Annotated in this window: 11 protein-coding genes; 3 read left to right on the top strand and 8 right to left on the bottom strand. The window is 62.2% G+C overall.

The window, feature by feature from the left end:
* Positions 1-79 precede the first annotated feature (79 nt).
* The 8 genes from ACLE20_RS11645 to ACLE20_RS11610 form a co-directional block, all read right to left on the bottom strand.
* Positions 80-1,006, bottom strand: a complete 927-nt coding sequence (locus ACLE20_RS11645) for a restriction endonuclease (RefSeq protein ID WP_410940448.1) — start codon at positions 1,004-1,006, stop codon at positions 80-82.
* Positions 1,003-1,491, bottom strand: coding sequence for a hypothetical protein (locus ACLE20_RS11640; RefSeq protein WP_410940447.1), 489 nt, complete (start codon positions 1,489-1,491; stop codon positions 1,003-1,005). The genes ACLE20_RS11645 and ACLE20_RS11640 overlap by 4 nt, the downstream gene beginning before the upstream one ends.
* A complete protein-coding gene (locus ACLE20_RS11635; RefSeq protein WP_410940446.1) occupies positions 1,488-1,847 on the bottom strand; it encodes a hypothetical protein in 360 nt (119 codons plus the stop codon). The genes ACLE20_RS11640 and ACLE20_RS11635 overlap by 4 nt, the downstream gene beginning before the upstream one ends.
* Positions 1,844-3,310 (bottom strand): restriction endonuclease subunit S, encoded by a 1,467-nt coding sequence (locus ACLE20_RS11630; RefSeq protein WP_410940445.1) that lies wholly within the window; start codon positions 3,308-3,310, stop codon positions 1,844-1,846. Before ACLE20_RS11630 ends, ACLE20_RS11635 begins: the two co-directional genes overlap by 4 nt.
* Entirely contained in the window at positions 3,307-4,845 is a 1,539-nt protein-coding gene (locus ACLE20_RS11625) for an N-6 DNA methylase (RefSeq protein ID WP_410940444.1), read from the bottom strand. Before ACLE20_RS11625 ends, ACLE20_RS11630 begins: the two co-directional genes overlap by 4 nt.
* A gap of 76 nt (positions 4,846-4,921) precedes the next feature.
* Positions 4,922-8,341, bottom strand: a complete 3,420-nt coding sequence (gene hsdR / locus ACLE20_RS11620; protein WP_410940443.1) for a type I restriction-modification system endonuclease — start codon at positions 8,339-8,341, stop codon at positions 4,922-4,924.
* A gap of 329 nt (positions 8,342-8,670) precedes the next feature.
* Complete coding sequence (locus ACLE20_RS11615; RefSeq protein WP_410940521.1) at positions 8,671-8,817, bottom strand: hypothetical protein; 147 nt, start codon at positions 8,815-8,817, stop codon at positions 8,671-8,673.
* A gap of 112 nt (positions 8,818-8,929) precedes the next feature.
* Positions 8,930-9,133, bottom strand: a complete 204-nt coding sequence (locus ACLE20_RS11610; protein ID WP_410940520.1) for a transcriptional regulator — start codon at positions 9,131-9,133, stop codon at positions 8,930-8,932.
* Between the two features lie 775 nt (positions 9,134-9,908).
* Here ACLE20_RS11610 and ACLE20_RS11605 point away from each other — a divergent pair.
* From ACLE20_RS11605 to ACLE20_RS11595, 3 genes are all read left to right on the top strand, one after another.
* Positions 9,909-10,847, top strand: a complete 939-nt coding sequence (locus tag ACLE20_RS11605; RefSeq protein WP_410940442.1) for a DUF808 domain-containing protein — start codon at positions 9,909-9,911, stop codon at positions 10,845-10,847.
* A gap of 557 nt (positions 10,848-11,404) precedes the next feature.
* Positions 11,405-12,025, top strand: coding sequence for a cupin domain-containing protein (locus tag ACLE20_RS11600; protein WP_410940441.1), 621 nt, complete (start codon positions 11,405-11,407; stop codon positions 12,023-12,025).
* 124 nt (positions 12,026-12,149) lie between these two features.
* Positions 12,150-13,091 carry a substrate-binding domain-containing protein gene (locus tag ACLE20_RS11595; RefSeq protein WP_410940440.1) on the top strand — a complete coding sequence of 314 codons (942 nt, stop codon included), beginning with the start codon at positions 12,150-12,152 and terminating at the stop codon, positions 13,089-13,091.
* Positions 13,092-13,120 lie beyond the last annotated feature (29 nt).

Here is a 13,120-nt window from a genome sequence, read left to right as displayed (position 1 = left end):
GCGGGCGGTCCCCCCCTCTCCGCCATCGAACCTTCCCTGCACAACACAACCAGGCTCCGCCTCCGCCAATATCCGGCCTTCACTCCTCGCCGAAGAAATCTTCGTCCAGCCGCTTGAACTCCACCATCCGATAGCTGCGGACGCCGACGCCGTGTTCGATCATGAGCGCGGCCAGTTCCTGCCCGTCGATGAGGATGATCCGCTGAGACAGGTGCCTGACGTAGTCGCGCGCGGGCTGGCTGAAGGTGGAGGTGGTGACGAAGACGCCCTTGGTGGCGCCGAGGCCGACGAGACTGCCGACGAAGCCGTTCACATCCGGGCGGCCGACGGCATTGCCGGGGGCGTAGCGCTTGGCTTGGACATAGATTCGGTCGAGGCCGAGGCGATCCTCGTTGACGATGCCGTCGACGCCGCCGTCACCGGAGCGGCCGAGCTGGGCGGCCGCGTCCTTGTGGCTGCCGCCATAGCCCATCGCGACGAGGAGATCGACGATCAGCTGCTCGAAGAAGGCCGGGCTGTTGGCGAGGATGCGCTGAAGCAGTTCATCGCGCAGGGCGGCCTGCAGCGCCGCATGCGCCGCGTCGATCTGCTCTTCCGGCGTGGTTTGGGCCGGCGGGGGATCGAGCGGCCTGGTTGGAGCTTCGTTCTCTCCCGCGGCGGCACCTTCGTTTCTGTAGAAGGCGCGGAACTCAGGCTCCCGCAACAGGAGAGGCACATCGATGCGCGCCGGGGCGGTTGCCAGCAGGGCCCTGCCCTTCTCCGTCGCCACGAAGCGACCGCGCGCGGGCGAGGCGATTAGCCCGGCCTTGCTCATATAGAACTTGGCCCAGTGGACGCGATTGTGCAGAAGGCGCTGGCGGCCGCTCGGCAGAAGCTCGTCCCGCTCGGCCTGGGTCAGGCCGAGATCGTCGGCGATGCGCTCCGAGACGTCGGCAACCCGCGTTTCACCGGCCGCAGCAAGCCGCAGGACGGGCAGCATGAGGGTCTGGTAGTCGGGGATGGTCATGGGACCGCCTGATAGGTTGCAGCCCATTCGAACACCCGCTTCTGCTGATCTTTCAGGAAGTCCTCCTCATCGGCAACGGCATAGCCGAGGGCGCGCGCCGCTTCGCAGAAGCCGCGCAGGGTGGATGGCTCCATGTGGCCGTCCTGCAGATTGTGCTGGTTGACGATGATGGCGCTGAGAAGTGGCCAGCCCCTGCGATGTGCATCATCGAGGAGGTCGCGCAGATGCTGATTGGCGGCATAACGCACCCTCGACCATTCGACGTCGCTTTCCTCAGCCAACTGCTTGTAGGACAGGAAGCGCCCTTCTTTAGCCGCCTTCACGACGGCGTTGAAAGTCTTCTCGAAGTTGAGGCCGCCGCCCTTGCGGCGGGCCATCTCGGACAGCGCGTCGAGATAGGCGGGGTCATCGACCCGGCCAAGCCTCCGATAGTTCGCGATCAGGTTGGCGAGTTGCGTGTCGTCCCACGCCTCCACGGGTCTCATGCCGTGATCACCTTTCCCGCCGCCGTCCTCAGCGACACCCGGAAGTGATAGGGTGTGACGTCCTCGAACAGCACGACATCACCGGGCTTGGCGCCCGTACGAGCGAAAAAGTCCCGAACGAAGCTGCGATCCTGGAAGAAGGTGCGCGGTCGGCCCGCTTTGTTCGTCGGAACGAAGGTCTCGGTGCGCAAGGTGCCGAATTCGAGACGGACGAGGCGCGGTGCTGGCGTGTCAACGCTTGTGCCGCCGAAGACGTCGGGCGGAAGTTTCCGATAGAAGGATGGGATGGAGATGTGCGGCCACTTGGCCCTCAGGGTAAAGTTGCCGGGGGTCAGGATGCTGTCATGAACCGTCATGCCTTCACGCCCCGCCTCCGCTTCGCCTTCGGCGCCCTCTCCCGCTCGGCGCGGATGCGGGCGAGCAGCTGTTCGGCGGGTTCGTCCTTGTCGTCCTGGGGAACCAGCTCGCCGCGAAAGGCCTTGGCCAGGATCGCCTCGTCCAGCTTGCCCACCAGCGCCAGCGCGCGCTTTGCCTCTTTCGCCAGCCGGTCGATCTTGGCGAAGGCGGATTCGATGCGGCGGACGATTTCGTGTTGTTCGTTGAGGGGTGGCACTGGAAGGGGGCACGTAGCAATGTCGTCTCCGCTAATATGAAGCAGATCAGAGCCTGTTGCCCGGTGCAGGCTATGAGCCAAGAACTTTCCGGTATTGAGAAACCACCAGAGAAAATTCTGAGCAACGAATTCGGATGCACGAAAGCGGGTGACCCGCTGTACCAAGAGGCAACCTGCATCTTGATTCGCAACTCTCGCGACTTTGAGGCCAGTTGAGATCACCGGGCGATCCATGGCCAAAACAATGTCGTTCTCTTCAACCAGATACCTAGCAAACTCGTGAGCGAGTGAGGCATCCAGACACTTCAACTCAGACCAGTCTATAGCTCTCGGAGCAATATTTGCACCGCGCAGAAGCTTCACACCACCAGCACGGAACCATTCACTCTTGAATGCAAACCCAACAGTCATGTCCGCACCGACACCGACGACAGCGTGAGCCCATGAATTGGGGATGGCGGCAACGGCGTCGAAGTCAACTTGGTGGGTGTTGGTGCGTGCGCCCCTTCGAGAGGAAAGCGCTCTTTGCAACGCCTTTCCCACAGCGAGCTTTTCCGAAACCGAGAGTACGACGCCACTGCTTTCTCTCCACTCCCGCGTCAATTCCCCGCTGAACGCCTTGCTGAGGACGGCCTGCTTGTAGCGGGAGACGAGGGTTTCGATGCGGGCGAGTTCGGTGCGGGCGCGGGCGGATTTCGCGTTCAGCGCATCCAGCTTGGCCACGATGCGCTTTTGCTCGGCCAGGGGTGGGAGGGGAATGCTCACCTTTCGGAGTTTTGACAAAGGAAGCGTTTTTTGCGCTGTACCCGTAGCCAATCTTTCTAAGTGGCGAACGGTTAAGGCAGATGTGAAGAAGCAGCAAAGGTATTGCTGCTCGATCTGGGGAACCGTCTTGATCAATGCGATGTGGCGTTGGAAAACGAAGGACGGGTTCTCGACGATTGCAGTTCGTCCAATTGAACCGGTGACTGAGAGAACGATGTCCCCTCTTTGCGGAACACGGCTCGGTTCCAAAGCTTCCTTGTAGGCGAGCGGGACAAAGCGGGTGACATTTTGCAGATCAATCCTCCCATCCCAAATCGAGGAGATCGTGATAAATGGGACGCCGCTCGACGCTTTCGGAGGAGCTTGATGATCGCCGTCACTCACCGAAATGCATAGCGTTTCAAGTGCAGATTCAACCCACCCCTTCGGCAGCCCGCTCATTCCGCCGCCTCCAGCACCACCTCATCCCCCAGTTCCGCCATCAGCGCCTCAATTTCCAGCGTCGCGACCTGCAGATGGGCCAGAATGGCGGCGGCGATGTCGTCGGGTTCGGTGAGGCCTTCTTCCGCCTCGTCTTCCGCCTCGCGCAGCCAGGCAATGTCGAGATTGTCGCCGCGGGCCGCGATGGCCTCGCGGGTGAACATGCGCCAGCGGCCGGCTTCGCCTTCCTCCGGGCCGCGCTCCTTGCCATAGGGGCTTGATCCGAAGGCTTGTTCGAAGCCTTCGAAATGACCTTGAGTCAGCGGCGTCGTCTTGCCGAATTTCGGCATCTGGGCGCGCAGGTCGTAGATCCAGACGGATTTGGTGTTGCCGCTCTCGGTCTTGCCGCGCGTTAGGAAGAGGACATTGGTCTTGACGCCCTGGGCATAGAAAATGCCGGTCGGCAGGCGCAGGATGGTGTGGAGGTCGCACCAGTCCATCATCATCCGCCGCAGCTCGCGCCCGCGCCCATCTTCGAAGAGCACATTGTCCGGCACGACGATCGCCGCGCGGCCGCCGGGCTCCAGCGCGCGAATGCAATGTTCGACGAAGGGCAGCTGGTAGGAGGAGACGCTGGCCGTCACCGAGAGATCATCGCGGGTCGGCGCGCCGCCGGCCGGGCCGAAGGGCGGGTTGGTGAGGATGAGACGGGCGCGGCCGAGGGTCTTGCCCTTGTCGGAGAGCGTATCGCCGAGATCGACATGATCGCCGTCGATATCATGCAGATAGAGGTTCATCAGAAGCAGGCGCAGCGTGCCCGGCACGTTCTCCATGCCACGGATGGCCTGGCGTTTCTGAAAGGCCTGCTCCTTCTCGCCCAGCGCCAGATAATCATCGCTGCGCGCCTTCATGAAGCGATCGGCGGCGATCAGGAAGCCGCCGGTGCCGGCGGCGGGATCCTGGATCACCTCGCCGGGCTGCGGCTGCATGAGGCGGACGAGAAGCTCGATCAGCACGCGGGGGGTGAAATATTGCCCGGCGCCGCGCTTGGTCTCCTCCGCATTCTTCTGCAGCAGGCCTTCATAGAGATCGCCGAACTGGTCGCGATCCTCGGAGAACCAGTCGAGCTCGTCGATGGCGGTGACGAGCGTCGTCAGGTTCTGCGGCTCGCGCAGGAAGGTGGAGGCGTTGTCGAAGATTTTTTGGACCATCTCCGGCAGCGGGCGGGCGTCGGCGTAGCGCTTGCGCTCGTCCGGGCTGGCGGTTTCGCCGGGTGGCAGCACGAGGGCATCGTCCTGCCCCAGCTTCGTGCTGACGGCGCCGAGGGTGACGAGCACCTTGCGGTAGTGCTCGAGCTTCGCCAGGCCGTTGGCCGCCACCAGATCCGCCCAGCGCATGCCCTTCGGCAGGCTGCCCGTCTCGCGGTTGCGCTCGGCCATCATCTTCAGGAACAGGAGATAGGTGAGCTCGGTCACATACTGCTGATAGGTGATGCCGTCCTTCCTCAGGACCGTGCAGAGACGCCAGAGTTTCTGGACGATGGCATTGGCATTCATGGCAGTCTCTCACGGTTCGGGAACGGTAGTGCGGTTGTAGCGAGCAGCAGCGTCCGGTCAACGGGAGCCTTGGTGCTCAGGCGGCGGGCGGCGCCCAGATCGCCTCGTTGAAGGCGTGCAGCACCTCGTCGAGCCCGCCCTCGAACGCGCCGTCGAATTCCTGCGCGATGCGCTTGAAGCCGCCCTTGTCGGCGAAGGCGCCCTGGTCGAGCAGGGTCGGGTCGGCCACCGGCTTGTCCTTCAGCGCCCGGCCGATGCGACGCAGCCAGTCCTTCTGCCTCTGCGTCCAGGGCCTCTCGGCTTCGATCTTCAGGATCGCTCTGTCGACGCGGGTGGCATAGGGGATCAAGGGATCGCCGAGCGCGGCCTGGCGGACGAAGCCGATGATATGGGCGGCGATATCGGCATTACGGGCGCGGCCGTACGCGGCGCGCAGCATGGCTTCGGAATAGTTCTTCTCGTCCAAGAGGCCGGCGAGTTCGGACAGTTCCTTGCGGGTGAGATCGCGCGGACGCTGGGTCACGGCGATCAGCGCCGGCACCTGGTTCATGTTCTCGCGCACGAAGCGTTCGAAGCCGGTGATGTAATCCTCCGGCGTCGTGGTCTTGCCAAAGATCTCCTCGATGCGCAGCAGCTGGTCCTCGTGGGGCGAGATGACGACGCCATCGCCCTTGTCCTTCCTCGACGGACGCCGCTCCAGAAGCTCCACGCTGCGCGGATGGGCGGCCAGCCAGCCGGCAAGGTCTGCGCCGGAGCGGGTCGCAAGGCGCTGCAGCGCCCTGTCCGGGCTTTCGCCCGTGTGGCGCTCGAAGCTTTCGCGGGTCTCGGCATCCATGCGCTTCATCAGGCTGCGCATGCGCACAATCACCTGAGCGGCCACCCAGTTCCTGTCCTCATCCGTCTCCGCGCTCTGGAGATCCCCAACGAGCTGGCTGAGCGCGATGTCCGGCTTGACGACCACCGGACGCATGTCGCTCATCTCCTGCAGCTCGGCATAGAGATCGACGGCGTCGAAGATGCGGAAATGCTCCTTGCCGATCTCGGGGCAGAGCCGCGTGGCGCGGCCGATCATCTGGTCATAGAGAATGCGGCTCCTGACCCTGCGGACGAAGACCAGATTGCAGATCGCGGGAACATCGACGCCCGTGGTCAGCAGATCGACCGTGACGACATATTTCGGATAGGGGTCGTTCTTGAACTTCAGGATCAGGTCGTCGGCCTTGTCGACCGTGCCGGTGATCTTCATCACCATGCCATGCGGCACCGCCTCGGCGCCATATTCCTCCTGCAGCTCCTCGATCAGCAGCTGCACGATGTCGTTCGCATGGGCTTCGCGCGCGGCGAAGATCAGGGTCTTGCCGGGCTTTGAGGGCGGGATCTCGGTGGCGACCGCCCTGCAGACGATGCGGTTGAAGGCTTCGGAATAGACGCGCTTGTTGAAGTCCCCGACATCATAATCGCGCGGGACATCATCCGGCAGATCGAAGAGCTCGATCTGCCCCGTCCTGCGATCGATGATCTCGACCGTCTCGCCGCCCTTGAAATGGATGCCGGCCTCAGACAGGGCCGTCGTGATGCGCTTCGGCGGCAGGTGATCGTTGAGATAGCCTTCGACGACCGCCTGGCGATAGCCATAGTGGAAGACCGGATGGCCGAAGATCTCGCGGGTGTGGAGTGCAGGCGTCGCCGTCAGCGCCACCTTCACGGCGTCGAAATAATCGAGGATCTGGCGGTAGGCGGACTGATAGTCGTCGAGGGTGCGGAAGCCGATCTCGCTTTCGCCGAGCTCGGCATCCAGCGTATAGCCGCGATGGGCCTCGTCGACGATGATGCAGTCGAAGGTGCCGGGCGTGGGACGCTTGGCAGGATCGGCCTCGTTGAGGATACGGGCGATCAGCGACTGGACAGTCGCCACCTGCACCTGGTCGTCGTCCTCCGGCAGCTTCTGCTCGAGCCCTGCCACCTTGTAGATCTGGGCAAAATTCAGCATCCCCTCGATCTCGGTGGTCTCCAGCGCGTCGCTCGTCTGCCGCCCCAGCGCCTTGCGGTCGACCAGGAAGAGGATGCGGCGGAAGCGCTTGTGCTTCAGCAGGCGATACATCAGCGCGATCGCCGTGCGGGTCTTGCCGGTGCCGGTCGCCATTGAAACGAGAATATCGCGCTGGCCCGCGACCACGGCGTCTTCGATCGCCGCGATGGCCTCTTCCTGATAGGGGCGCATGCGGCCCTTGCCGAAACTCTCTTCGGCCAGCCCTTGCGCAGCGGTGTCGACATCGGTGGTCAGCTTGTCGACGAGATCCTTCGGCGAGAACCAGCTCGTCATCGCGATGGCGTGGTTGCTGTCCCGCCTGATATCGCGATACCAGATGCCGGATTTGGTCAGCCACTGGCGCACATAGGGCCGGCCGTTGGAGGCGAAGACGAAGGGGACGCGGAAGGGCTCGTCGAGACCGTGTTTCCAGGGGCCATAGGGGTGGATCCCCTCCGGCGCCAAGGCGATGCTGCGGGCATAACGCTCGGCCTGCTGCAAGGTGGAGGGCACATCGACGCTCTCGCGTTTCGCCTCGATGACGCCGACGCAGGTGAAGCCGACAAAGAGCGCATAATCCGCCCGGCCACCGTCGCAGGGCCACTCGGCAATCGCGAGGGCGCGGCCTTCCTCCGGCCGGGCGCCCTTCTGATAGGTCAGGCGATCGCTGTCGGCCTCCCAGCCGGCATCGACGAGCTGGACATCGATCAGCCGGCGGGTCTGGCGCTCATCCAGCTCCAGGCGGCTGGCGGCCTGCAAGCCCGCCTGCTTGAACTCGACCTGGGTCTGTACAGGCTCGGTCTCGGCGGCCTTTTGCAGCTCGGCCAGCTGACGCGACAGGGCGGCTTGGTTGGCCTCCATCTCGACCGCCGTCTGCTCCCACACCGCGCTGTCGGCGGAGGCCTGGCGGGCCAGTTCCTCCGCGGCGGCGCGGGCCTTGGCGAGCTCTTCGGCAGAGGCTTGGGCCGCGACCAATTGCTCTTGGGCGTCTCGCACCTGGGCGCGAAGCGCCACCAGCTCCGCCTGCGTCGCCGGATCGACCGCCTCGGACGCGCGGGGCGGGACGAAGGGCCCCGGCTTGAAGTTGGGATCTTTGCCATAGGTTCGGCGAAACCAGACGCCGAGCGCACGACAGAATTTCAGGGCCGCGAGCGCCTCGGCAGGCGAGCCGGCCAGGCTGTGGGTCGCCTCATTGCCGCTCTTGCGCACCGCGTGAAAGATGTCGGCGACCTCGCGCGGCAAGACCTGCTGCGTGACGAGGCGTCGCAACAGGTCATGTGTCGTCTCGCGGGCGCCTGCATCATAGACCCCGGACCGGGCGGCGATCTCCTTGACCATGTATTCGCCGAACTGGCGGCTCTTGATCAGCGAGGTGTTGGCATCCTCCGCGAAGAAGCGCTCGGCCAATGTGCCAAGGCGATGCAGCTCCGGGCTGATCTCCTGAAGATGACCAAAGTTGACCGACAACGCCCCACCCAGATGCTTTCAACTGCCCTCAGTCGAAACATGGCATAGGTCGTCGAGACTGGCAAACCAGAGTTGTGGCGGCGGATCTTTACTTTGGTCCGGCAATTATTTCCGCTGAAGCGGGAAGACGCGGCTCCATTGTCTGCGGTAAGGCGCAGCTCGTCCTCACTCGAGCGGCACGATAATTATGATATTGGCAGCAGACCATCTTCGCCACTCGCTCCGATCAGGAACGAATAGTTCTGGCATGCGAATCCGCGTTGCAAATGAGCACGTTGAAGTTGACCGCATCGAGCAGCGATAGACGCCCTGCAGGTGAAGCCAGGTCGCTAAAAGCCTGGAACATCATTTTCAGGGTTACGCCGCGTCCAGACTTTGAGGCGCTTGCTAATTCTGGCGAGATGAGTTTCCGGAAGCATGTTGGCGAGCCAGGGCAGCAGCCCGTCGGAGGCAATGGGACCAGATCGCAGCGGCATCGTCAACGAGACCGGGAAAGCCGAACCTGCCTTCCTAGCTAGGATCATACTTTAGCCGCCATGCACCTCGAAGATCATACGCGCGGCGGACAGGCTTGATAATAAATGGTCATCATCGGCTGCCCCCGAAGGTGGGTAGAAATTTGAGGTCGTCTGCTTGGGCGTCCGTGGCGAGCTGCTCCGACTTGAGGTCACCGATCGCCAGTCCAATTGTTCGCGCCGCAATCAGCGACTTCTCAAGCTGGCAACGCGGCTTTCCGGACTCAAGCTCCACAATGAAGTGCTCGCCTGTGCCGGAGCGCGCTGCAAGCTCGATCTGTGTCCAGCCGAGCGCCTTGCGCTTCTCGCGGATCGCGGATCGCGGATCGCGGCGCCTAATTCACGTGCAGACTTGAACATAAATCATCTCCTGTAACAGCTTACCGTACAGGAAGATTTTCTGCCCATCAATGTCATCCTTACCGAACGGGAAGCCGTGAAAGTCGTGCTTCAATGAAAGCGGCAGGTTGGGGAAACTCCAGCTTTCTCAGGTATCGCGGGCCTATCTGGCGGAGAATCCCCCCTCTCCGCCAAAATTTCCATACAGTTGAATGGCTTAGCGTCCTCGGCGATGTCACTTCGCATTGCGTGAAGCTGTTCGAAATTCGTATGTCCACAGTCCCGGCACACCCTGAAGGATGTCGCGAGCCCCATTAGCATGACGAACAGATGTCGTTATAAAAGGTGTGCTGTTTGGCATTGTCTTCGAAAGCAGGACGCCGTTCGGGTCGCTGCAGACGCTGATGTAAAGAAATTGGCTGCAGTGAGCCAGCCAACGGTCACTTGGGAATCTTCACGTTGATCTCGTTGTCGACAACGTAATCGATCTCGGGGAACAATGCCCGAGGTCGACGCGATGGGGCTTGGTGGGCTGACTTTCAGCCCCTGTAGGCGCCCGGGATCCTAGGCTCCCACAGCCGCCATACGCCTGCTCGAAAGCAGATAGCGAAACCAGCGCTTGCGGACGTGTCAGCGATTCAGCATGACGCCATAGCCCTCGGCGGCATCCATTCTATGTTACGCTCGACTGAACCGGCTTCTGGAGGATTTCGTTGGCAACAGGCTTGATCGCTCTCCTCGATGATGTCGCGGCTATCGCGAAACTCGCTGCGGCATCTCTGGACGACGTGGCCGCCCAGACGGCCAAGGCGAGCGTCAAGGCTGCCGGGGTCGTGATCGACGACACGGCCGTGACGCCGTCTTACGTGATCGGTCTCTCGCCGAGCCGGGAGCTGCCGATCATCGGGCGGATTGCACTCGGATCGCTCAAGAACAAACTCATCTTTCTGCTTCCGATCTGCCTCTTGCTTGGCTATTTCGCACCGTGGCTTATCATGCCTCTCTTGATGATCGGCGGCCTCTACCTCTGCTACGAAGGTGCTGAGAAGGTGCACGAAGCCTTTTTCGGTCACCATGGCGGGCCGAGCGCGCAATCGCCGGCTGGCGATGCCCTTGCAATCGAAGAGCAGAAAGTCTCGGGAGCCATCCGGACGGACTTCATTCTCTCGGCTGAGATCATGGCATTGACACTCTCAGGCATCGCAACGTCGAGCGTTGCAACCCAGGCAGCCGTCCTGGCCGGCGTCGGCATCATCATCACCGTCGCAGTCTACGGGGTCGTGGCGCTCATCGTGAAAGCGGACGATATCGGTCTTTATCTCGTGCGAAGCGGGGGACGGCTCGCGTATGCGATCGGACATGCTCTTGTGAAAGGAGTCCCGGTTCTCCTGAAACTGCTCGCCTTGATCGGAACCGCGGCGATGCTCTGGGTCGGCGGTAGCATTGTGGTGCACGGCCTGGCCGAACTTGGCGTCCATCAGCCGGAGCATGTTGTTGAATATGCCGTGCATGCGGCGGACGCTCGACTGTCTGCGCTCTCGCACGCTGGCGGTTGGTTGGCCGGAACTCTTCTTCAAGCAATCTTCGGTCTGCTGCTGGGCGGTTTCACGATGGCAATTGCAAAACCTGTCAGGCTTGCTCTTGGGAGATAGCCGGCTCGCCATCGAGGTTGACGACATGGTCGCCTGCGCCCGAGCTTCCCCGCTGCTGTTGTTTCGGAAGATGTGACCAGACCGCTCGGGTCTGCTGAGCTGCGCGGCGCGTTCCAGCCGGAATTTTTGAATTTGCAACTCGCTCGTCCTCTGATGGACGTGACGGGCGATAATCTTCCGCACCAGCTGCCTCGCATCCTCCACTGGTCCAATAGCCCAGGGGCAGGCCGCGCAAGGACCTGGTGGGGAGAGAACGGGATGGGCCCGCCGGGGAGGCGGAGATTCGCTCTGCTGGGGATCCAGCGGCCCAGACCCTTGCTGACGCACTCAACAAGTCGGAGCTTCCCATTCGAGAAGTGAGGCTGCTGTATCATCCGGTTATCGGTGCAAACCTGAGAGCAGTGCAGCAAAGCGAAAGCGCATCTGGGCGCGCAACCGGCGACATCAAACCCTACATCAAGGCAGACGTGCTGCCGACGAGCGGTTATTTGTGGGTCAACTGGACAGGCTCGCCAGCGCTCTTATAATGCCTCGATCAACAAGTGCGAACTCCCGACATGAATATCGCCAATCCCCCTATCGCGCCTGAAAGCGCGCGCGAGGATAGAATTCATTCAAATCCTCAAAGACTCGGGGCGCGTCTTCGCTTGGCGCGGCAGACGCGTGGTCTGACGCTGAAGGCCCTGGCGCGGGCGGCGGACTGTTCGGAGAGCCTTCTTTCGAAGGTCGAGAACGGCAAGGCATCTCCGTCCCTGCCGATGCTTCATCGGCTCGTGCAGGCGCTCGACTCGAACATCGGCTGGATGTTTGAAGAAACGGATGGCGACGAGAGTGTGGTGTTTCGAGCCGGTCAACGGCCGCTGATCGCGCTTGACCCGTTGCGGCGGGGCGAAGGAATTTCGCTCGAACGGGTCATCCCCTATTCGCCGGGCCACCTGCTGCAGTGTAACATCCACCACATCGACGTCGGCGGCGAAAGCGCCGGGCCCATCCAGCATGTGGGCGAGGAGGTCGGCTACGTGCTGGTGGGCGAGATCGAACTGATGATCGCGGAAAAGACGTTCCGGCTCGCCGCGGGAGACAGCTTCGTCTTCAACTCGGAATTGGCGCATTGGTACCGGAATGTCGGATCGGTGCGCGCCTCGATCTTTTGGGTCAATACACCGCCCACCTTCTGACCCCGGCCGCCGCCGCCCTGCCTGTTTCCGTCTTTTCAAGGCGCTTGACAAGAATTCAAGTTACTTGAATATTTGTCGGCGCCAACGGTGTCGCACAGACAGGCACCATCAAAGGGGAACCAAAATGGGTCGGACTCGCATTTTCCTCGGCTGCGTCGCAGCCGCTGCCATGACGCTTTCCATGGGCGCATCCCATGCCATGGCTGAAACCTTCGCGCTCGTCACCATCAACCAGCAAGCGCTTTTCTTCAACCAGATCAATGATGGCGCCAAGGAAGCCGCCAAGGCGGCCGGTGCCGAACTCGTCATCTTCAACGCCAACAACGTGCCTTCGGCCCAGAACGACGCCATCGAGACCTATATCACGCAGAAGGTCGATGGCATCATCCTGGTGGCGATCGACGTCAACGGCGTGAAGCCGGCGATCACCGCCGCCAAGAACGCCGGCATTCCGGTGATTGCCATCGATGCGCAGATCCCGGATGGCGACAACATCGCCTTCGTGGGCGTCGACAATACGGCGGCTGGCAAGGATATCGGCAAGTTCTTCTCCGACTACGTCAAGAGCGAAATGAGCGGATCGGCCAAGATCGGAGTCGTCGGCGCACTGAACTCCTTCATCCAGAACCAGCGTCTCGACGGCTTCAAGGCCGCTGTCTCCGAAGGCGGCCAGAAGGTCACCTTCCTCGACACGGTCGACGGCCAGAACGTTCAGGATGTCGCGCTGTCCGCCGCGGAAAACCTGATGACCGCCAATCCGGACATGAGCGCCCTCTATGCCACCGGCGAGCCGGCTCTGCTCGGCGCGGTGTCCGCCGTCACCAGCCAGGGCCGGACCGATTCCATCAAGGTCTTCGGCTGGGATCTGACCAAGTCGGCGATCGACGGCATCGACCAGGGCTTCGTCACCGCCGTGATCCAGCAGGATCCAGCCGGCGAGGGCAAGGCGGCCGTCGAAGCGCTGATGAAGGTGAAGAAAGGCGAGACGATCGACAAGATCATCAACGTTCCCGTCACGATCGTGACGAAGGAGAATGTCGATCAGTTTCGTGCGATGTTCAAGTAAGCCGGATCGCCGCTCCTTGCCCGGTCCTT

It is taken from the genome of Rhizobium sp. YIM 134829 (assembly GCF_046546455.1).
This window is presented reverse-complemented; position numbering and strand designations above follow the sequence as displayed.